This window comes from Mycobacterium sp. SMC-8 (assembly GCF_025263565.1).
Classification (GTDB): Bacteria; Actinomycetota; Actinomycetes; order Mycobacteriales; family Mycobacteriaceae; genus Mycobacterium.
This window is the reverse complement of sequence record NZ_CP079865.1, coordinates 784,534-803,902: the sequence shown is the minus strand read 5'-3', so window position 1 is coordinate 803,902 and position 19,369 is coordinate 784,534. Positions and strand designations below refer to the sequence as shown.

The window sequence follows — 19,369 nt, the reverse complement described above, 5'->3', positions numbered from 1 at the left end:
ATATGCGTGCGCTCGCCGCGTCCCTCGTCGCCTGTCTTCCCTTCGCCCTGTCCGCGTGCGGCGGTGGGGACACGTCGTCGCCTGAGGCGCAGGGCCCGGAGTGCCCGACCGAACCGGTGAACGTCGTCGTCAGCGTCGACCAATGGGGCGACATCGTCTCCCAGCTCGGCGGCGCGTGCGCTTCGGTGACCACGGTGCTGGCCGGCTCGTCGGTCGACCCGCACGACTACGAACCGGCCCCGTCGGATGCGGTCGCGTTCGAGGGCGCGCAACTGGTGGTCGTCAACGGCGGCCACTACGACGAGTGGGCGACCAAACTCGCCGCGACCTCGGCCGCCGATGCGCCGGTCGTCAATGCGGTCGAGCTCAGTGGCGGGCACGGTGAGGAGGCGGGCCACGACCACGGGCACGATCACGATCACGAGGGCAACCCGCACGTCTGGTACAACCCCGACGCGGTGACCGAGGTCGCCGACGCAGTGACCGCCGAGCTGACGACGCTGTCGTCGGCGGCGACGGACTACTTCGCCGAGCGCCGGGCCGAATTCGATGCGTCGATGACTCCGTACCGCGACGCGATCGCCGCAATCAGGGCCGGCGCCGCCGGAAAGACCTACGTGACCACCGAGAGCGTGTTCGACGACATGGCGACCGCGCTGGGGCTGGTCGACCGAACCCCGCGCGGCTACCGGGCCGCAGCCGCCAACGAGAGCGAGCCGTCGCCGGCTGATCTCGACGCATTCCTGCAGTTGCTCGCCGACCGGGGCGCCGACGTGCTGATCTACAACGTCCAGACCGAGGGATCGGTACCCGAACAGATCCGCTCTGCGGCCGAGGGCGCCGGGATCGCCGTGGTCGAGGTCACCGAAACACTTCCCGACGACGCCGATTCGTTTCAGGATTGGCAGGTGGCGCAACTGAATTCTCTGGCCGGGGCGCTCGGTGTCGGAACCTGAGCCGGCCGCCGTCCCGGCGCTGACCTTCGACGACGTCAGCGTCGAACGGGGTGGGCGCACGGTGTGGAGCGAGTCGACGTTCCGCGTCGATGCGGGCCGGTTCGTGGCCGTCATCGGGCCCAACGGGTCGGGCAAGACCACGCTGCTGCAGGTGATCCTCGGTTTGCTCGCCCCCTCATCGGGCGAAGTCCGGGTGTACGGCCGTCGCCCGGGTGCGGTCAACGACGAGATCGGTTACGTCCCACAGAATTACGATGCCAATGCCAACGAGGCGATCCGTGCCCGCGATGCGGTGCTGCTCGGCCTTACCGGCCGGCGGTGGGGTTTCGGGCGCACCGGCGCCGCCGATCGCGCGCGCGTCGACGAGGCGCTGGGCTGGGTCGACGGCCTCGAGATCGCCGATCGCCGCCTCTCGGACCTGTCCGGTGGGCAGCGGCAGCGGATCGCGCTGGCCGGTGCATTGGTGGCCCGGCCGCGGATGCTGATCCTCGATGAGCCGCTGGCCTCCCTCGACCTGCGCAACCAGCACGAGATCGTCGCGGTGCTGGGCCGGCTCAAGCGCGAGCTCGGCGTGACCGTCTTGGTGGTGGCACACGACCTCAACCCGCTGCTGACGGTCCTCGACAGCGCGATCTACCTGCTCGACGGGCACGCCCACCACGCGCCGCTGGACCGCGTCGTCGATTCCGCACTGCTCACCCACATGTACGGGACCAGCATCCAGGTCGCCCACACCCTGCAGGGTGAGCTCTACATGCGGAGCGGGCAGTGACCCACACCGTCGTAGCGCTGGGGTATCAGGACAACTGGCTGCACATCCTGGGTTCGTCCTTCATGCGCAACGCGTGGCTGGGCGGCACCATCGTCGCTCTCGCGGCCGGCTTGATGGGGTACTTCATCGTGGTGCGTCACATCGCGTTCGCCGCGCACGCACTGGCCCACATCGGTCTGCCGGGCGCCACGGGTGCCGTGCTCATCGGCCTGCCCGCTGCGGTGGGGCTGGGGGTGTTCTGCGTCGGCGGTGCGCTGGTGATCGGCGCGCTGGGGAAACGAGCCGCCGAACGGGAGGTCGCCACCGGCACCGTGCTGGCGTTCGCCACCGGTCTGGGGTTGTTCTTCAACTCGCTGGCCACCCGCAATTCCTCCACGCTGACCAACGTGCTGTTCGGCAACCTGCTGGCGATCAGCACCGAACAGCTGCTGTCATTCCTCACGCTCCTGGTGCTGACCGCCCTGGGTATCTCGTTCATCTTCCGGCCGCTGCTGTTCAGCTCGGTCAACGGCAAAGTCGCTGAAGCCAAGGGCATTCCGGTGCGCGCCTTGTCTATCGCGTTCATGGTGCTGCTCGGACTGACGGTGACGATGGCAGTGCAGGCGGTGGGCACGCTGCTGCTGTTCGCGTTGGTGGTGACCCCGGCCGCGACGGCGCTGATGCTCACGGCGCGCCCGGTCGCCGCGATGGCGGCGTCGGCGGTGATCGGCCTGGTCTCGGTGTGGGTCGGCCTGACGTTCTCGGCGATGTTCAACCTGCCGCCCAGCTTCGTGATCGTGTCGATCGCGTGCGCGGTGTGGCTGGCGGTGTGGGCCGGTTGCCGGGCGCCGCGACCGAGTCGTAGGTCGGCGACGGGCGCCATCCACTAACGTCGGGGAGCATGACCAGGAGTCCGACGCCCCGACGGCGCGCGACCCTGGCCTCGCTGGCCGCCGAACTCAAGGTGTCGCGCACCACCGTCTCCAATGCGTACAACAGACCCGACCAGCTCTCGGCCGAGTTGCGCGAGCGTGTGCTTTCCACCGCCAAACGGCTGGGCTATCCGGGACCCGACCCGGTGGCACGCTCGCTGCGCACCCGCAAGGCAGGCGCGGTGGGTCTGGTGATCACCGAACCGCTCAACTATTCCTTCAGCGACCCCGCCGCGCTCGACTTCGTCGCCGGGCTGGCTGAGTCGTGCGAGGCGGTGGGCCAGGGCCTGCTGCTGGTCGCGGTGGGCCCCAACCGCAGTGTGGCCGAGGGCTCGGCCGCGGTGCTTGCCGCCGGCGTGGACGGGTTCGCGGTGTACTCCGCATCCGACGACGACCCGTATCTGCCCGCGGTGCTCGAGCGCCATCTACCGGTCGTGGTGGTCGACCAGCCGCGGGACGTGCCCGGGGCCTCGCACGTGGGCATCGACGACCGTGCCGCGATGCGGCGGCTCGCCGAACACGTCATCGAGCTCGGGCACCGCGAGATCGGCTTGCTGACCATGCGGCTCGGTCGCGACTGGCCCCGGGGCGGACCCGGCCCGGTGCTGGCCGACCCGGAACGACTGCGCAGCCCGCACTTCCACGTTCAGGGTGAGCGCATCCGCGGATTATGTGACGCGATGTCGGCGGCGGGCCTGGATCCGGAATCGTTGACCGTCGTGGAGAGTTACGAGCACCTGCCCACCTCCGGTGGATCGGCTGCGGACGTCGCGCTCGCCGCCAACCCGCGGATCACCGCGCTGATGTGCACCGCCGACGTGCTGGCGTTGTCCGCGATGGACCATCTGCGCGCGCGGGGCGTCTATGTGCCGGGGCAGATGACGGTGACGGGGTTCGACGGCGTGCCCGAGGCGCGACGCCGGGGCCTGACCACCGTGCTGCAGCCGAGCATCGAAAAAGGAAGGCGGGCAGGCGAACTGCTGCACGAGCCGCCGCGGTCGGGATTGCCGGTCATCGAGGTGCTCGAAACGCAGGTCGTGCGCGGGCGCACGTCGGGGCCGCCCGCCTGATCACCCCCGCTCAGGTGAGGCGCGGGTGTGACCGCCGCTGGTTCACGAGGTGCTGCAGCACGAGGGTGACGTCATCGGGGGAGTCCACCCGGTAGCGGGCGGCGGTGTCACCCGGGCCCACCTTGACACCGACGTCGGCATCCCGCAGCCGGGTGAACGCCTTCTCGTCGGTCACGTCGTCACCGAGGAACACCACGGCCGTCGCGTCGTGTTCGGCGCGCAGGATGTCGATCGCCTCTCCCTTGTCGGTCGAGATGACGGCGAACTCGAGCACCGCCTTGCCCGTGGTCACGTGCGCGTTCCACTGCGGCGCTGACTCCCATGCTTGCGCCAGGGCGGCGTCGGCGTCGGCGGGGGCCGCGTTGCGGACGTGCAGAGCGACACTGGCCGGTTTGGTCTCGACGTGCACACCTGTTCTGCCCGAGGCGATCTCACGCAGTCTGTCGGTGATGGCGTTCAGGAGCTCGCGGTCAATGTCGTGGGCGAAGCCGGAGGCGAACTGCGCGCCGTGGCTGCCCACCAGATGCACCGACGCGGGCATCGACGACAACGCGCGCAGCGTGTCGAGGTCCCGTCCCGAGATCAACGCCGTTGCCGTCGAGGGCAATTCGGACAGTGCGACGAGGGCCTCGGCGGCCGGCGGCAGCGGCCGCGCGTCGGCCGGGTTGTTCACGATCGGCGCGAGCGTGCCGTCGAAATCCGAGGTGACCAGGAGACGCGGGGTGTCCGCCACAGAGGAGAGTGCGCGAACAAGCTCGGGCGGGAGGTCCACCCCTCAGATCTTAGGCTGCTCACCGTCGCCGATGAGTAACCGCACAGCCAGGTCCAACCGCTTGGCGACGTCGGTGGCCGACGCGCGCCGGGTCAGCCAGGCCAGCAGATTGGACAGCCACACGTCGGATATCACCCGGGCGATGTGGTACTGGTCCTCGGTGGGCTCACCGTCGCTCATCGCCCGGGCGAACATCGAGTCCATCAGCTTGCCGACGTGGTCGACCTCGCCGGCAGCGGACGCGTCGGCGAACACGAATGCGCGCGTCATGGCCTCGGTCAGCAGCGGGTTGCGCTGCATGGCGCGGTTGAGCTTGCCGACCATGATGTTGAGCCGCTGATAGGCGGAGGCTCCGGTGGGAAACGCCGACCGGTCGGTCTTGGCATCGATGCGCTCGAACTCGCGGCCCAGCGCCGATACCAGCAGATGCACCTTCGACGGGAAGTAGCGGTACAACGTGCCCACCGCGACGTCGGCGCGTTCGGCTACCGCGCGCATCTGGACGGCTTCGTAGCCGCCCTTCGACGCGATCGCCAGGGTGGCGTCCAGGATGCGCTTACGCCGTTCACGCTGCGCTTCGGAGCCGAGTTCGGATTCGGCGAGCACCGCGACGTTCGTCACCTGGCGGGGTCGGGACTCAGAGCCTGCGCCCGACGTGACGCGCGCAGACGTCTGCGCTTTGTCAGCTGTGAACTCCGACGTCCCCGACATGCGGCGAATGGCTCCTTCGTGATGCGTCCCCGGTGAGAACGATACGCATCCCGGTCCCGTTTCTCTTCTCCGTGCCACAGGCGCGCGCGTGGGCCCTGCAGCGAAGGCGGTCGACTTGACGGTCGAACGCTGTCACTATTAGAACACGTTCTAGTGAGAAGCATCGTCTTCTCGCCCAATCGCTAGGAGACACGGTGTCGGCTTCAACGTCCGCTCCCACCACCGACGACCAGTCCGCCGCACGGGAACTGGTCCGGACCTGGGCCGCAGCGTCACGCGCCATCGAGGCCGCGCGTGATGTAGAGCAGGGCAACAGCGACGCGTGGCGTTCACCATACGGCGGTCTGGCCGAACTAGGGATCTTCGGCGTCGCACTCCCCGAGGAACACGGCGGGGCCGACGGCACGGTGTCGGATCTGGCCGCGATGCTCGACGAGGCGGCCGCGGCGCTGGTGCCGGGACCGGTGGTCACCACCGCGCTGGCCACGTTGGTGCTCTCGGGTTCGCACGCCGGCCTGCTGGAGGCGCTGGCCGGCGGTGAGCGCACGGCGGGCCTCACGCTGACCGCCGACCTGGACTTCGCCGACGGCCTGGTGTCGGGCACCGCGCCGTATGTGCTCGGCGCGGAGCCGGCGGGAGTGCTGCTGCTACCCGCCGGTGACACCTGGCTGCTGGTCGACGGCACCTCCGAGGGGGTGACGGTCGAATCGCTTGACGCCACCGACTTCTCCCGTCCGCTGGCCCGCGTCGTCCTCGACGGTGCGGCGGCCGAGACACTGGAAGTGCCCGCGCAGCGGGTCGTCGACCTGGTCGCGACGCTGCTGGCCGCCGAGGCGGCCGGTCTGGCTCGTTGGCTGCTGAACACCGCCACCGAATACGCGAAGGTGCGGGAGCAGTTCGGCAAGCCGATCGGGAGTTTCCAGGCGATCAAGCACATGTGCGCCGAGATGCTGTTGCGGTCCGAGCAGGTCTCCGTCGCCGCCGCCGACGCCGCCCGCGCGGCCGGCGAACCGGACGCCGATCAGCTGTCAATCGCTGCGGCGCTGGCGGCGTCGGTCGCGATCGACGCCGCCAAGGCCAACGCCAAGGACTGCATCCAGGTGCTCGGCGGCATCGGCATCACCTGGGAACACGATGCGCATTTGTACCTGCGGCGGGCCTACGGCATCGCACAGTTCCTGGGCGGACGGTCGCGCTGGCTGCGGCGGGTGGCGGCCCTGACGCAGCAGGGTGTGCGCAGGGAACTGCACATCGACTTGGAGTCGGTCGCAGATCTGCGTCCCGAAATCGCCTCCGCGGTGGCCGAAATCGCCGCCGCGCCGGAGAACGAGCGTCAGGTCGCGTTCGCCGAGACCGGGCTGCTGGCGCCGCACTGGCCGCGTCCCCACGGCCGCGCCGCCGGACCCGCCGAGCAGTTGCTGATCGACCAGGAGTTGGCCGCGGCAGGGGTGACGCGTCCCGATCTGGTGATCGGCTGGTGGGCGGTGCCGACCATCTTGGAGCACGGCAGCCCGGAACAGGTCGAACAGTTCGTTCCGCCGACCCTGCGCGGCGAGCTGGCCTGGTGCCAGCTGTTCAGCGAGCCCGGCGCCGGTTCGGACCTGGCGGCACTGCGCACCAAAGCCGTTCGCGCCGAAGGAGGTTGGAAGCTCACCGGGCAGAAGGTGTGGACCTCGGCGGCGCAGAAGGCGCATTGGGGTGTGTGCCTGGCAAGGACGGACGCCGACGCACCGAAGCACAAGGGCATCACGTACTTCCTCGTCGACATGAAGAGCCCGGGCATCGTGATCCGCCCGCTGCGCGAGATCACCGGCGACGAGCTGTTCAACGAGGTGTTCTTCGACGACGTGTTCGTTCCCGACGAGATGGTGGTCGGTCAAGTCAACGACGGATGGCGGCTGGCCCGCACGACGCTGGCCAACGAGCGCGTCGCGATGGCGCAGGGCACCGCCCTGGGCAACCCGATGGAGGAACTGCTGCGCGTGGTGGCCGAGCTCGAAGTCGATGGGGCGCAACAGGACCAGCTCGGTCAGCTGATCGTCACTGCGCAGGTCGGCTCGCTGCTGGACCAGCGGATCGCTCAGCTCGCGGTCGAGGGTCAGGACCCGGGCGCACAGGCCAGCGCGCGCAAGCTCATCGGCGTGCGGTACCGCCAGACGCTGGCCGAGTTCCGGATGGATCTGTCTGAGGGCGCCGGCGCGGTGGTCAACCCGCAGGTGCACGACTTCCTCAACACCCGCTGCCTGACGATCGCCGGCGGCACTGAGCAGATCCTGCTGACCATGGCGGGAGAGAGGCTGCTCGGCCTGCCCCGCTGACCCGTGTTACTCGAACGTCGTCTGCGCGCATGCGCTGGGCGTCGTGAGGTTCACCCCGCCGTAGACCACCTGGATCTGCGAGCACACGATGAACTGCGAGCCCTTGGCCGGCTGCCCGGTGGTCCACTCGGTCGGCACCGAGTCACCGTCGGTGGTGAAGCGCTCGATCGGCCCGCCGCCGAAGTAGGTCACCGACACCTCGACATCGCGCAGCGATTTCAGCATGCGTGACAGTACGTTCTCGTGGTTGGCCCCCTTGAGTTCACGCGGGGTGCCCGCCGGCGCGCTGTACCAGGCTTCCTGCCAGACGTTCTGCGAGTCGCTGCGCAGTGTGATGGTCTGACGCGCCCAGGTGTCACCGGGGAAACCGGTCGGCCCGTTGGGGGTGAGCAGATTCGCCGTGGTCCGGTAGAAGCACCTGTTCTGCGCCGCTTCGCAGTTCGCGGTGACGTGCATTTCGATCTGTGTGGCCGGGTCGACGTGAATCGAGGACATCGAGGTGTTGGACGCGGCCGTCGCCGTCGGAGGGTGGGCGAAAGCCAACGCCGCCAGCGCGACCGCACTTGCCGCTGCGAGCCGGTTCATCGTGATGAAGGTAATCCCCCTGCTACTCGTCATAGGTGACTTCGACCGAATCCGAGCGCGGATGCGCCTGGCAGGCCAGGATCAGGCCCTCGTCGAGGTCCTGCTGTTCCAGGACGTCATTGACCTCCATCTCGGTGTCGCCGGACTTCTTCACCACCGCGCAGGCGCCGCAGTGCCCTTCGCGGCAGGAGAACGGCGCGTCGAGGCCCTTGTCCAGCAGCACGTCGAGCAGTTTTGCCCGGCGCGGCCAGGACACCTCGTGGGTTTGTCCGTCCAGCGTCACGACCGCCGTCGCGGGCCCCTCGTCGCTGTCGTCGGGTTCGAGTTTCACCGCCGCGAACGGGTCGGATTCCAGCGACTTGAACACCTCGATGTGGATGCGCTCGGCGGGCAGGCCCGCCGTCGTCAGGGCCTCCTCGGCGGCGGCCATGAATGGACCGGGGCCGCAGATGAACGCCTCGCGGGAGGTGTAGGGGGCGAACAGCTCAGCCAGGGCGGACACGCTCGGAAGACCCTGGACCGACTCCAGCCAGTGGATCGCGGTCAGCCGGTCCGGGTACTTGCCCGCCAGATCACGCAGTGCCTCGGCGAAGATCACGGACTGCTCGTCGCGATTGGCATAGACCAGCGTGACCTTGCCGCTGCCCTCGGACAGGGCCGATTTCAGGATCGCCAGCATCGGGGTGATGCCGCTACCGGCCGCGAGGAGCAGAAAGTCGGTGTCCAAATTCTTCGGCACGAAAGTGCCCGACGGGGCCAGCACGTGGATCTTCATTCCGGCATGGGCGTTGTCGCACAACCAGTTCGACGCGTACCCGTTGGCGGTGCGTTTGACCGTGACGGTCAACGGGTCGCCGGTGAACGGTGAGCTGCACAGCGAGTAGCAGCGGGCCACCGACCCGGTGCGGTCACTGGGCACCCGCAGGGTGAGGAACTGCCCCGGCGAATACCGGAGTTTCTCCGGCGCAACGGGAGCGTCGGCGGGGGATTTGAACACCAGCGAGCGCGCGTCCGGCGTCTCGTCGATGACGTCGGCGATCTCCAGCTCGAGCACATGCGCGCCCAGCGGTTCGTCGGCGGCTACGTCCGTCACAAGATGAGCCCTCTCTTCGCGCCGCGATCGGTCATAACTAGAACAGGTTACAGAAATGCATGTGCGCAGGTCCAGCCGCTGCAGGACACCGCTACTCGACACAAATCGTAACGTGTTCTAATCTCTTGTAGGTTACTTCGCACGCCTCGGGAGGCACACCAGTGACGTCCATTGAACAGCGCGACGCGCAGTCGGTTCTCGCCGGTATCGACGACCTGCTGCCGCGGATCGCCAAGCGTTCCCAAGCCGCTGAAGAGTTGCGCCGACTGCCCGACGAGACCGTGACCGAGCTCGATGAGGTCGGTTTTTTCAAGCTGCTCCAGCCCGAGCAGTGGGGCGGCCTGCAGTGTGATCCCACGATCTTCTACGAGGCCGTCCGACGTATCGCGAGCGCGTGCGGATCCACCGGCTGGGTGTCGTCGATCATCGGGGTGCACAACTGGCATCTGGCGTTGTTCGACCAGCAGGCCCAGGAAGACGTGTGGGGAAGTGATCCGACGGTGCGTGTGTCGTCGTCGTACGCGCCGATGGGTGCGGGCACCGTCGTCGACGGCGGCTACCTGGTCAGCGGGGCCTGGCAGTGGTCATCGGGTTGTGACCATGCCACCTGGGCATTCCTCGGCGGACCGGTGATCAAGGACGGCAAGCCGGTCGACTTCGGCAGCTTCCTGATCCCGCGCACCGACTACCGCATCGACGACGTCTGGAACGTTGTCGGCCTGAAGGCCACCGGTAGCAACACCGTGGTGGTCAAGGACGTCTTCGTCCCGCGCCACCGGTTCCTGTCGTACAAGGCGATGAACGACGGCACCGCGGGCGGCTACCGGACGAACACGGCGCCGGTGTACAAGATGCCTTGGGGCACAATGCATCCCACGACTATCAGCGCCCCGATCATGGGAATGGCCTACGGCGCCTACGAAGCCCACGTCGAGCACCAGGGCAAGCGTGTCCGCGCGGCGTTCGCCGGGGAGAAGTCCAAGGACGACCCGTTCGCGAAGATCCGCATCGCCGAGGCCGCCAGCGACATCGACGCCGGCTGGCGTCAGCTGATCGGCAACGTCCGCGACGAGTATCGGCTACTCCAGGCCGGCGAGGAGATCCCGTTCTCGTTACGTGCGGCGGCCCGGCGCGACCAGGTCCGTGCCACCGCACGTGCGATCGCGTCGATCGACCTGCTGTTCGAGGCCTCCGGTGCCACCGCGCTGCAGCTCGATCAGCCCGTGCAGCGGTTCTGGCGTGACGCCCACGCCGGCCGGGTGCACGCGGCCAACGAGCCCGAGCGCGCGTACCTGATCTTCGGCAACGACGCGTTCGGCCTGCCGCCGCAGGACACGATGGTGTGATGACGTCATTCGCCGCGGAAGCTGCTCAGCAGCAGGAGATCACGTTCGAGTCGACCTCGCGCTACGCACAGGTCCGTGAGGACATGCGCCTGCATTACCACGAGGCCGGCGCCGTGCACCGCGAGACGGCAGGCACGGTCGTGCTGTTGCACGGCGGGGGTCCGGGTGCGTCGAGCTGGTCGAACTTCTCGAAGAACATCCCGGTGCTCGCCCAGCACTTTCACGTGCTGGCCGTCGACCAGCCCGGCTACGGGCACTCCGACAAGCACACCGAGCACGAGCAGTACAACCGTTACAGCGCGACCGCGCTGCTGAACCTGTTCGACCATCTCGGTATCGAACGCGCTGCGCTGGTGGGTAATTCGCTCGGCGGTGGCACCGCTGTGCGGTTCGCGCTGGACAACCCCAAGCGGGCCGGCCGGCTGGTGCTGATGGGTCCCGGGGGCCTGAGTGTCAACCTGTTCGCGCCGGACCCGACCGAAGGCGTGAAGCTGCTCGGCAAGTTCGCCGCCGAACCGACGCGGGAGAACATCGAGAAGTTCCTGCGCATCATGGTCTGGGACCAGAGCCTGATCACCCCCGAACTGGTCGAGGAGCGGTTCCGGATCGCGAGCACGCCGGAATCGCTGGCCGCGACCAAGGCGATGGGAAAGTCGTTCGCCGGGGCTGATTTCGAGTTGGGCATGATGTGGCGCGACGTGTACAAGCTGCGTCAACGGGTGCTGCTGATCTGGGGTCGCGAGGACCGGGTCAACCCGCTCGATGGCGCTCTGGTGGCGCTCAAGCAGATTCCGCGGGTGCAACTGCACGTGTTCGGCCAGTGCGGCCACTGGGCGCAACTGGAGAAGTTCGACGAGTTCAACAAGCTGACCATCGACTTTCTCAACGGCGGAGCCAAGGAGGCAAAGTCATGAGCATCCGTTCCCTGGGCTACCTGCGCATTGAGTCCACCGATGTCGCTGCTTGGCGCGAGTACGGCCTCAAGGTGCTCGGCATGGTGGAGGGTTCCGGGAGCACCGAGGGTGCCCTGTACCTGCGCATGGACGAGTTTCCGGCGCGTCTGGTGATCGTGCCCGGTGAGCACGACCGGCTGCTGGTCTCCGGCTGGGAAACGGCGAACGCCGCGCAGCTGCAGGACATCCGGAAGAGGCTGGAGATCGAGGGCACTCCGTACAAGGAGGCCACGGCCGCCGAGCTGGCCGAGCGGCGAGTCGACGAGATGATCACCTTCGACGACCCGTCGGGCAACACCCTGGAGGTGTTCCACGGGGTCGCGCTGGAGCACCGTCGGGTGGTCAGCCCGTACGGCCACAACTTCGTCACCGAAGAGCAGGGACTCGGCCATGTCGTGCTGACCACCCGGGACGACGCCGAGACGCTGCGCTTCTACCGCGACGTGTTGGGCTTCTACTTGCGCGACTCGATGAAACTCCCGCCGCAACTGGTGGGCCGGCCCGCAGACGGAGCGCCTGCGTGGCTGCGCTTCCTCGGGGTGAATCCACGTCACCACAGCCTGGCGTTCATGCCGGGTGAAACGCCCAGTGGCATCGTGCATCTGATGGTCGAGGTGGAGAACTCCGACGACGTCGGCCTGTGCCTGGACCGCGCCCTGCGGCGCAAGGTGAAGATGTCGGCCACCCTGGGGCGTCACGTCAACGACAAGATGCTGTCCTTCTACATGAAGACCCCCGGCGGGTTCGACATCGAATTCGGTTGTGAAGGGCTCGAAGTCGACGACAGCAACTGGGTCGCTCGGGAGAGCACCGCCGTCTCGCTGTGGGGCCACGACTTCAGCGTGGGTTTCAAGGACTAGTGTCGAGCGCTGACGCGGGAGATCAAGCACCGGTGTCCGAGCCTGCGATCGACCCCCGCACCTTCCGTAATGTGCTCGGCCAGTTCTGCACGGGTATCACGGTGATCACGACGGTGCACGAGGACCAGCCCGTTGGTTTCGCCTGCCAGTCGTTCGCGGCGCTGTCGCTGGATCCGCCGCTGGTGCTGTTCTGCCCGACGAAACTCTCGCGTTCGTGGGCGGCGATCGAGGCCAGCGGCCGGTTCTGCGTCAACGTCCTGCACGAGGACCAGCAGCACGTGTCGGCCCGTTTCGGGTCCCGGGAGCCGGACAAGTTCGCCGGCATGGACTGGACGCCGTCCGAGCTCGGCTCGCCGGTCATCACCGGCAATCTTGCCCACATCGACTGCACAGTGCACTCGGTGCACGACGGCGGTGACCATTTCGTGGTGTTCGGCGCCGTGCACTCACTGTCGGACATCCCGACCAAGAAGCCGCGGCCGCTGCTCTTCTACCAGGGGCAGTACACCGGTATCGAGCCCGAGAAGAACACCCCGGCCGACTGGCGCAACGACCTTGAAGCGTTCCTGACCGCCACCACCGACGACACCTGGCTCTAGGCCGACCGCTGCGCCGCGCGGATGAATCACACGCATGTGATTCATCCACACTGGGGATAACACCTGTGGATAACTCCCCGGTCGACGTCAGCCCCGGCCGAGCAGCACATCGTGCTGCTCACGCACCCGGTCCCGGATCGCGTCGACGACCGCGGCGACTTCGGGACGACGCAGTGTCTCGGCCCTGGTGACCAGCCAATAGGCGAGCCTGATCGACACGTGGTCGGGCAGCACGCGCACCAGGTCGGGGTGCCGGTCGGCCATGAAGCACGGCAGTAGACCCAGACCGGCTGACGCCCGGGTGGCCTCGACGTGCACGAACACGTTGGTCGACGTGACCGACTCCCTCATGGTCGACGGGGCGAAGCTCGTCGCGAGGTCCAGGTCGTCGACCTGCAGCATCGAATCGATGAAATAGATGAGTGGGAAGTGCTGCAGGTGGTCCACGTCGGTCGGCCCGCCGTGCTCGGTCAGGTAGTCGCGAGAGCCGTACAGGCCCAGGCAGTAGTCGCCGAGCCGCAGTGCCTCGGCTCGGTGGACCTTGGGCTCGCCGACCACCACCTCGATGTCCATTCCCGACCGTTGCTGGGTCGCGCGGCGGGTGGTGGCCACGATCTCGACGGCGACTTTCGGGTGGCTGCGCTGCACCGTGGCGGCGGCCGGCGCCGCGATGTAGGCAGAGAACCCGTCGGTGGCCGAGATCCGCACCACCCCTTCCAGTGCCCGCCGTCCGGTCGCGTCTGTGGCCAGCGACCGCACCGCGTTCTCGACGGCCTCAGCCGCAGCGAGTGCTTCCCGGCCCAGGTCGGTGAGCTCCCAGCCGCCGCCGACCCGCGCCAGCACCCGCCCGCCCATGGCACGCTCCAGAGCGGCGATCCGGCGGCTGATCGTGGTGTGGTTGAGTCCGAGTTCGTCGGCCGCCGTCGTGTACCGGCCGGTCCGGCCGACCGCCAGCAGGACCAGCAGGTCGTCGGCACTGGGGCGACGGGCGGGCGACGGCATCTCTGCATTTTCGCAGATGCGTGGTGCGGTTTTGGCCATTGCTGGGCGGGGTAGCTGCATGAATACTCACTGTCGTCTGTGGTGGCCATCACAAGGGAGGGGTGTGCGATGAGCACGCAACAAAACGGGACGCCGGACCAGACGGGTTCGATCACGACGGGGCTCAAACGGGTGGTCGTCGCCTCCATGGCCGGCACGGTCGTCGAGTGGTACGAGTTCTTCCTGTACGCCACCGCGGCGACCCTGGTGTTCAACAAGGTGTTCTTCGCCGAGGGCACGAGCGAGGCGGCCGGGCTCATCGCCGCGCTGTTGACCTACGCCGTCGGATTCGTCGCGCGACCGCTGGGCGGCATCGTGTTCGGGCACTTCGGCGACAAGTACGGCCGCAAGAAGCTGTTGCAGTTCGCGATCCTGCTCGTCGGTGCCGTGACTTTCCTGATGGGCTGTCTGCCCACCTACGCTCAGATCGGGGTGTGGGCGCCGATCCTGCTGGTTGCTCTGCGATTTCTGCAGGGCTTCGCGGTCGGCGGAGAATGGGGTGGAGCGGTCCTGCTCGTCGCCGAACACAGCCCGAACAAGGAACGCGCGTTCTGGTCCAGTTGGCCGCAGGCGGCCGTGCCGGTCGGCAACATGCTGGCGACCGTCGTGTTGCTGGTGCTGACCGGGGTGCTGTCCGAGGAGGCGTTCCTGTCCTGGGGCTGGCGTGTGGCGTTCTGGCTGTCGGCGGTGGTGGTGCTGATCGGGTACTACATCCGGACCAAGGTCACCGACGCGCCCATCTTCGTCGCCGCGCAGGAAGAGGTCGAGCGGGTCAAGTCCGTGTCCTACGGCGTGGTCGAGGTGCTCAAGCGTTACCCCCGCGGCGTTTTCACCGCGATGGGACTGCGCTTTGCGGAGAACATCATGTACTACCTCGTGGTGACGTTCTCCATCGTCTACCTGAAGACCCACGTGGGCACTGACACCAGCGACATCCTCTGGTACCTGCTGGCGGCGCACGCGGTGCACTTCATCGTGGTTCCTCAGGTGGGTCGACTGGCCGACCGGTACGGGCGGCGGCCGGTGTACATCGTTGGCGCGACTCTGGCGGCCACGTGGGGCTTTTTCGCGTTCCCGATGATGAACACCGGCGACTATCTGATGATCATGGGAGCGGTCATCCTCGGCCTGATCATCCACGCCCTGATGTACGCTCCCCAGCCGGCGATCATGGCCGAGATGTTCCCGACCAGGATGCGGTATTCGGGTGTGTCCCTTGGTTATCAGGTGACATCCATCGTCGCCGGTTCGCTGGCACCGGCGATCGCCACCTGGCTGCTCGACAGGTTCGGCACCTGGGTGCCCATCGCCATCTACCTGGCCGGCGCCGCGGTGATCACGCTCGTCGCGGCGTGGTTCACCCGGGAGACCAATGGCATCGATCTGCACTCGCTCGACGAAGCCGACCGCGAACAGCTGGCCAAGGCGGGGCTGGTATGAGTGAGCGCAGTGGCCGCACCGCGCTGGTCACCGGCGGCGCGGGCGGCATCGGCGCCGCATGCGCGCGGGCGCTGGCCGATCAGGGCGTCACGGTCACCGTGGCCGACATCGACGACGCCGGCGCCAAGGCCGTCGCAGAGGAGATCGGCGGAACCGCCTGGGCGCTAGACCTTCTCGACGTCGACGCGCTGGCGAACCTGGCGTTGGACGTCGACATCCTGGTCAACAACGCCGGCATACAGAACATCAATCCGATCACCGAGTTCCCTCCCGACAAATTTCGCGCGATGTTGACGTTGATGGTCGAGGCGCCGTTCCTCTTGATCCGGGCCGCGCTTCCGCACATGTACCGCAACGAGTTCGGGCGTGTCATCAACATCTCGTCGATCCACGGGCTGCGTGCATCGCCGTTCAAGGTCGCCTACGTGACCGCCAAGCACGCGCTGGAAGGTCTGTCGAAGGTGACGGCGCTGGAGGGCGGTCCGCACGGCGTCACGAGCAACTGCATCAACCCCGGCTATGTGCGCACCCCACTGGTGACCAAGCAGATCGCCGACCAGGCCAGGACCCACAACATCGGTGAAGAACAGGTGGTATCTGACATCCTGCTCAAGGAGAGCGCAGTGAAGCGTCTCGTCGAGCCGGAGGAGGTTGGTGCGTTGGTCGCATGGCTGGCATCGCCCGTGGCGGGCATGGTAACCGGAGCGTCGTACACGATGGACGGCGGATGGAGCGCGCGGTGACGGTGACGACCGATGCGGCGCAGTGGGAACCCACCGACGAGGACATCGCCCGGGCGCAGGTCACGGCGTTCACGCGATTCGTCGAGCAGCGCACCGGACGGACCTTCGCCGACTACCACGCGCTGTGGCAGTGGTCGGTCGACGACATCGAGGCATTCTGGGGTGCGCTGTGGGACTACTTCGACCTCGGTGAGCACCACGGTGTGCTCGAAGGCTCGGAGATGCCCGGCGCCAGATGGTTTCCGGGCACCTCGCTGAATTACGTCGACCAGGTCGTGCGCAACGCGCGTACCGATCGGCCGGCAATCATCCACGTCAGTGAGGACGGGCCCGACCGCGAGGTGTCGTGGGCCGAACTGCTGGGACGCACCACGGCATTCGCCGAGCGATTGCGGGCCGTCGGGGTCGGGGCCGGGGACCGTGTGGTGGGCTACCTGCCCAATATCCCCGAGGCGGTGATCGCGTTCCTCGCGACGGCCAGCGTCGGCGCGGTGTGGAGTGCTTGCGGTCAGGACTACTCCGCCAAGGCCGCGTTGGACCGGCTGGGCCAGCTGGAGCCGAAGGTGCTGGTCGCGGCAGACGGCTACGTGTTCGGCGGGAAGTACCGCGACAAGCGCGACGACGTGCAGGCCGTGGCCGCCGGTCTCCCGACATTGGAGGCGACGTTCTCCGCCGCAGATCTCGCCGAACGCAGCGACGGTGCGCTCGACCCGGTCGCTGTGCCGTTCGAGCATCCGCTGTGGATCCTGTTCTCCTCCGGCACCACCGGTCTGCCGAAGGGCATCATGCACGGCCACGGCGGGGTGGTGCTCGAACATCTCAAAGCCGTGGCGCTGCAGTCGGACATCGGGCGCGACGACACCTTCTTCTGGTACACGAGCCCGAGCTGGATGATGTGGAACTTCCAGGTCGCGGGGCTGCTGGTGGGTGCGACCATCGTCTGTTACGAGGGCAGTCCGAACGTGCCGCAACCAGATTCATTGTGGGACATCGCCGCCCGAGTTCGAGCCACCGTGCTCGGCACCAGCCCCGGTTACGTTCTCGGCTGCATCAAGGCCGATGTCCAACCAGGTCGCACGCACGATCTTTCGGCACTGCGATGCGTGGGGATCACCGGTTCCTCGCTTCCGCCGTCGTCGTCGCTGTGGCTGCGCGATCACGTGGGCGCGCAGGTCGCCTCGATCAGTGGCGGCACCGACGTGGTGTCGGCGTTCATCGGCGGCGTCCGCACCGTGCCGGTGTGGCCGGGCGAGCTGTCGGCCCCGTATCTCGGTGTCGCGCTTGACGCATGGGACGAATCGGGACACCCGGTGCGAGGTGAGGTCGGAGAGCTCGTCGTGACCAAGCCGATGCCGTCGATGCCGGTCGCGTTCTGGAACGACCCCGACGGAAGCCGCTACCGCGCAGCCTATTTCGACACCTTCCCGGGCGTGTGGCGGCACGGTGACTGGATCACCCTCACCGAGCACGGCAGCGTGATCGTGCACGGCCGTTCCGATTCCACCCTCAACCGCAATGGCATCCGGATGGGCAGCGCCGACATCTACCAGGCCGTCGAGAGCCTTCCTGAGGTGGCCGAAGCACTGGTGATCGGTGCCGAGCAAGCCGACGGCGGGTACTGGATGCCGCTGTTCGTCGTGCTCGCCGAGGGCGTCGAACTCACGGACTCCCTGCGTGAACGCATCAACGGCATCATTCGCACCGAGGTGTCGCCGCGTCACGTTCCCGACGAGATCATCGTCGCGCCGGCGATTCCGCACACTCGCACCGGAAAGAAGCTCGAGGTCCCGATCAAGAAGCTGTTCCAGGGCGGGGACCCGGCGAAGGTCGTCGAGCGCAGCGCGGTCGATGACCCCGCGTTGCTCGACTGGTATGTCAGGCGGCGTCGAAGGTGATGAGGTCGATGGTGAGTTTGCCTTCGAGGAGGCTGAGGCGGCGGCGGACCGGTGGGCCGGGTAGTTGGGGTGCGCTGGTGCGGTAGATCGCTGCGGTGGGGGTGGTGAATTCGGCGGTGTGCTCACCGTCGGTGTCGGTGGTGTTGACCTGCCAGCCGGGGGCTTCTTTGGCGTAATTGCAGGCCTCGCACATCCCGAGCCCGTTGCGCGCGCTGGTCGGCCCGCCGGCCCGATCGGGTATGGCGTGGTCGTGGTGGCGGATCACGGCGTTGCAGTACGGGGTGCGGCAGGTGCGGTCGCGGCGCTCGAGCAGCTGCGCCAACCCTTTCGGGAAGATCCGGGCCCTGGATTCCATCGCCACCAACTGCCCACTGTCGGGATGGCGGTAGAGCCGGCGCAGGGTGGCTTTGGGTTGGGCATCAGCAACCGCATCGGCGGTCAGGGCCCGGCAGAACCCGGCCGGGACCGGGCCGTACCCGTCCAGCCAGCCCAGCTCGTCGTCATCACCGGCCAGGGTGGTATCGGCCATCACCAGATTCAGTGCGATCGGCACCGGCCCGGCAGCGGGATGCCCGGTGACGCGTTCATAGATCGTCTCGGCCATCACCTGCCCGCGCGGGCGCCCGTCCCCGCTGGTGTCGGCGGCCCGCCGGCAGGCCGCATACAGCCCGACCCCCTGGGCCAGCGGCAGCCGCACCGTGACATAGACCATGGTGTGGGGGGCCGGCCGGCACGACACCGCACAATCGGCGGCGGCTTTGTCTGAACGTGCCACCACCGCGGCGGCGTCCAGGCGGGCGGTGATCTTCTTGGCCTCGGCCTCCACGCGGCGGTTGCCCCACCCCGTCAACCGCGACGGATCGGCACACAGTTCTTCATCGAGTTGGCGGCGATGCTGCACCGACAGGCAGGCGGATTCCCGCACGATCAGGGTGGCCCGCCATTCCGAGAGCGCCCCGCACGCCAGCGCGGCCAACGTGTAGGGCATCTCCTCGACCAGGGCCTGGGCGAACCCGAGATGGCGGCCCCCGCACACCGGGGCATCACGGCGGGCCAACGCGATCTCAGAGGCCAACCCTTTCCCGCGCCGCTCGGCGCGGATCCCGGCGGCGTCCTCGGCGGCGCGGCGTTTGGCCGCCCACAACGCGGTCGCGCGGGCCTGGGCGGCGGCGGCGGCCGACTTCAGCGCCTCACACCGCTCGACCACCGCCCGCAACTCGGCCTGCGACGCCCCCTCATCAACATCGAAATCGACATCGAACACACTTTCGAACATAAACCCGACGCTACCCCGCGCCTCTGAC

General features: G+C 67.8%; 18 protein-coding genes. 12 read left to right on the top strand and 6 right to left on the bottom strand.

Annotated elements, in window-relative coordinates:
- Nucleotides 1-2: 2 nt before the first annotated feature.
- The 4 genes from KXD97_RS03990 to KXD97_RS03975 are packed head-to-tail and all read left to right on the top strand — an operon-like array spanning nucleotide 3 to nucleotide 3,709.
- Nucleotides 3-956: a metal ABC transporter solute-binding protein, Zn/Mn family gene (locus KXD97_RS03990; protein ID WP_260755566.1), complete on the top strand. Its 954-nt coding sequence runs from the start codon at nucleotides 3-5 to the stop codon at nucleotides 954-956.
- Nucleotides 943-1,728: a metal ABC transporter ATP-binding protein gene (locus KXD97_RS03985; protein WP_260755565.1), complete on the top strand. Its 786-nt coding sequence runs from the start codon at nucleotides 943-945 to the stop codon at nucleotides 1,726-1,728. Before KXD97_RS03990 ends, KXD97_RS03985 begins: the two co-directional genes overlap by 14 nt.
- Nucleotides 1,725-2,597, top strand: a complete 873-nt coding sequence (locus KXD97_RS03980) for a metal ABC transporter permease (RefSeq protein ID WP_260755564.1) — start codon at nucleotides 1,725-1,727, stop codon at nucleotides 2,595-2,597. The genes KXD97_RS03985 and KXD97_RS03980 overlap by 4 nt, the downstream gene beginning before the upstream one ends.
- Nucleotides 2,598-2,608: 11 nt before the next feature.
- Nucleotides 2,609-3,709 carry a LacI family DNA-binding transcriptional regulator gene (locus KXD97_RS03975; protein ID WP_260755563.1) on the top strand — a complete coding sequence of 367 codons (1,101 nt, stop codon included), beginning with the start codon at nucleotides 2,609-2,611 and terminating at the stop codon, nucleotides 3,707-3,709.
- 10 nt (nucleotides 3,710-3,719) lie between these two features.
- On the opposite strand, the gene otsB is transcribed toward KXD97_RS03975, so the two are convergent.
- Both otsB and kstR read right to left on the bottom strand, forming a co-directional pair.
- Nucleotides 3,720-4,481 carry a trehalose-phosphatase gene (gene otsB / locus KXD97_RS03970; RefSeq protein ID WP_260755562.1) on the bottom strand — a complete coding sequence of 254 codons (762 nt, stop codon included), beginning with the start codon at nucleotides 4,479-4,481 and terminating at the stop codon, nucleotides 3,720-3,722.
- Between the two features lie 3 nt (nucleotides 4,482-4,484).
- A complete protein-coding gene (gene kstR, locus KXD97_RS03965; protein WP_260755561.1) occupies nucleotides 4,485-5,192 on the bottom strand; it encodes a cholesterol catabolism transcriptional regulator KstR in 708 nt (235 codons plus the stop codon).
- A 194-nt stretch (nucleotides 5,193-5,386) separates the two neighbouring features.
- Here kstR and KXD97_RS03960 point away from each other — a divergent pair, with 194 nt between their 5' ends.
- Nucleotides 5,387-7,510, top strand: a complete 2,124-nt coding sequence (locus KXD97_RS03960) for an acyl-CoA dehydrogenase (protein ID WP_260755560.1) — start codon at nucleotides 5,387-5,389, stop codon at nucleotides 7,508-7,510.
- A 6-nt stretch (nucleotides 7,511-7,516) separates the two neighbouring features.
- Here the strand turns inward: KXD97_RS03960 and KXD97_RS03955 are convergent, their stop codons facing one another.
- Together KXD97_RS03955 and KXD97_RS03950 are read right to left on the bottom strand one after the other, a co-directional pair.
- Nucleotides 7,517-8,095 carry a hypothetical protein gene (locus tag KXD97_RS03955; RefSeq protein ID WP_260755559.1) on the bottom strand — a complete coding sequence of 193 codons (579 nt, stop codon included), beginning with the start codon at nucleotides 8,093-8,095 and terminating at the stop codon, nucleotides 7,517-7,519.
- A 22-nt stretch (nucleotides 8,096-8,117) separates the two neighbouring features.
- Nucleotides 8,118-9,188, bottom strand: coding sequence for a ferredoxin--NADP reductase (locus tag KXD97_RS03950; protein ID WP_260755558.1), 1,071 nt, complete (start codon nucleotides 9,186-9,188; stop codon nucleotides 8,118-8,120).
- A 161-nt stretch (nucleotides 9,189-9,349) separates the two neighbouring features.
- On the opposite strand from KXD97_RS03950, the gene hsaA reads away from it, so the two are divergent.
- The 4 genes from hsaA to hsaB are packed head-to-tail and all read left to right on the top strand — an operon-like array spanning nucleotide 9,350 to nucleotide 12,946.
- Nucleotides 9,350-10,534: a 3-hydroxy-9,10-secoandrosta-1,3,5(10)-triene-9,17-dione monooxygenase oxygenase subunit gene (gene hsaA, locus KXD97_RS03945; RefSeq protein ID WP_260755557.1), complete on the top strand. Its 1,185-nt coding sequence runs from the start codon at nucleotides 9,350-9,352 to the stop codon at nucleotides 10,532-10,534.
- Nucleotides 10,534-11,448: a 4,5:9,10-diseco-3-hydroxy-5,9,17-trioxoandrosta-1(10),2-diene-4-oate hydrolase gene (gene hsaD, locus KXD97_RS03940; protein ID WP_260755556.1), complete on the top strand. Its 915-nt coding sequence runs from the start codon at nucleotides 10,534-10,536 to the stop codon at nucleotides 11,446-11,448. Before hsaA ends, hsaD begins: the two co-directional genes overlap by 1 nt.
- Nucleotides 11,445-12,347, top strand: a complete 903-nt coding sequence (gene hsaC / locus KXD97_RS03935) for an iron-dependent extradiol dioxygenase HsaC (protein ID WP_260755555.1) — start codon at nucleotides 11,445-11,447, stop codon at nucleotides 12,345-12,347. The genes hsaD and hsaC overlap by 4 nt, the downstream gene beginning before the upstream one ends.
- 32 nt (nucleotides 12,348-12,379) lie before the next feature.
- On the top strand, nucleotides 12,380-12,946 hold the full coding sequence (hsaB, locus tag KXD97_RS03930) for a 3-hydroxy-9,10-secoandrosta-1,3,5(10)-triene-9,17-dione monooxygenase reductase subunit (RefSeq protein WP_260755554.1): 567 nt from the start codon (nucleotides 12,380-12,382) through the stop codon (nucleotides 12,944-12,946).
- A gap of 87 nt (nucleotides 12,947-13,033) precedes the next feature.
- On the opposite strand, the gene KXD97_RS03925 is transcribed toward hsaB, so the two are convergent.
- Nucleotides 13,034-13,987: a LysR family transcriptional regulator gene (locus KXD97_RS03925; protein ID WP_260757828.1), complete on the bottom strand. Its 954-nt coding sequence runs from the start codon at nucleotides 13,985-13,987 to the stop codon at nucleotides 13,034-13,036.
- 69 nt (nucleotides 13,988-14,056) lie between these two features.
- Between KXD97_RS03925 and KXD97_RS03920 the strand changes: the two genes are divergently transcribed.
- From KXD97_RS03920 to KXD97_RS03910, 3 genes are read left to right on the top strand one after another with little or no spacing between them, the layout of a single operon-like run.
- Nucleotides 14,057-15,427: an MFS transporter gene (locus tag KXD97_RS03920; protein WP_313901345.1), complete on the top strand. Its 1,371-nt coding sequence runs from the start codon at nucleotides 14,057-14,059 to the stop codon at nucleotides 15,425-15,427.
- Nucleotides 15,424-16,170: a 3-hydroxybutyrate dehydrogenase gene (locus KXD97_RS03915; RefSeq protein WP_260755553.1), complete on the top strand. Its 747-nt coding sequence runs from the start codon at nucleotides 15,424-15,426 to the stop codon at nucleotides 16,168-16,170. The genes KXD97_RS03920 and KXD97_RS03915 overlap by 4 nt, the downstream gene beginning before the upstream one ends.
- The gene (locus KXD97_RS03910) at nucleotides 16,155-18,065 is read left to right on the top strand and encodes an acetoacetate--CoA ligase (RefSeq protein ID WP_260755552.1); all 1,911 of its coding nucleotides are present in this window, start codon (nucleotides 16,155-16,157) and stop codon (nucleotides 18,063-18,065) included. The genes KXD97_RS03915 and KXD97_RS03910 overlap by 16 nt, the downstream gene beginning before the upstream one ends.
- Here KXD97_RS03910 and KXD97_RS03905 read toward each other — a convergent pair.
- Nucleotides 18,046-19,341, bottom strand: coding sequence for an HNH endonuclease signature motif containing protein (locus tag KXD97_RS03905; RefSeq protein WP_260755551.1), 1,296 nt, complete (start codon nucleotides 19,339-19,341; stop codon nucleotides 18,046-18,048). The genes KXD97_RS03910 and KXD97_RS03905 overlap by 20 nt on opposite strands.
- Nucleotides 19,342-19,369 lie beyond the last annotated feature (28 nt).

Excerpts from the sequence above, each read along its gene's own strand:
- KXD97_RS03990 (WP_260755566.1), top strand. The coding sequence starts at position 3 with ATGCGTGCGCTCGCCGCGTCCCTCGTCGCCTGTCTTCCCTTCGCCCTG.
- KXD97_RS03975 (WP_260755563.1), top strand. The coding sequence starts at position 2,609 with ATGACCAGGAGTCCGACGCCCCGACGGCGCGCGACCCTGGCCTCGCTG.
- kstR (WP_260755561.1), bottom strand. The coding sequence starts at position 5,192 with ATGTCGGGGACGTCGGAGTTCACAGCTGACAAAGCGCAGACGTCTGCG.
- KXD97_RS03955 (WP_260755559.1), bottom strand. The coding sequence starts at position 8,095 with ATGAACCGGCTCGCAGCGGCAAGTGCGGTCGCGCTGGCGGCGTTGGCT.
- hsaD (WP_260755556.1), top strand. The coding sequence starts at position 10,534 with ATGACGTCATTCGCCGCGGAAGCTGCTCAGCAGCAGGAGATCACGTTC.
- hsaC (WP_260755555.1), top strand. The coding sequence starts at position 11,445 with ATGAGCATCCGTTCCCTGGGCTACCTGCGCATTGAGTCCACCGATGTC.
- KXD97_RS03925 (WP_260757828.1), bottom strand. The coding sequence starts at position 13,987 with ATGGCCAAAACCGCACCACGCATCTGCGAAAATGCAGAGATGCCGTCG.
- KXD97_RS03920 (WP_313901345.1), top strand. The coding sequence starts at position 14,057 with ATGAGCACGCAACAAAACGGGACGCCGGACCAGACGGGTTCGATCACG.
- KXD97_RS03915 (WP_260755553.1), top strand. The coding sequence starts at position 15,424 with ATGAGTGAGCGCAGTGGCCGCACCGCGCTGGTCACCGGCGGCGCGGGC.
- KXD97_RS03910 (WP_260755552.1), top strand. The coding sequence starts at position 16,155 with ATGGAGCGCGCGGTGACGGTGACGACCGATGCGGCGCAGTGGGAACCC.
- KXD97_RS03905 (WP_260755551.1), bottom strand. The coding sequence starts at position 19,341 with ATGTTCGAAAGTGTGTTCGATGTCGATTTCGATGTTGATGAGGGGGCG.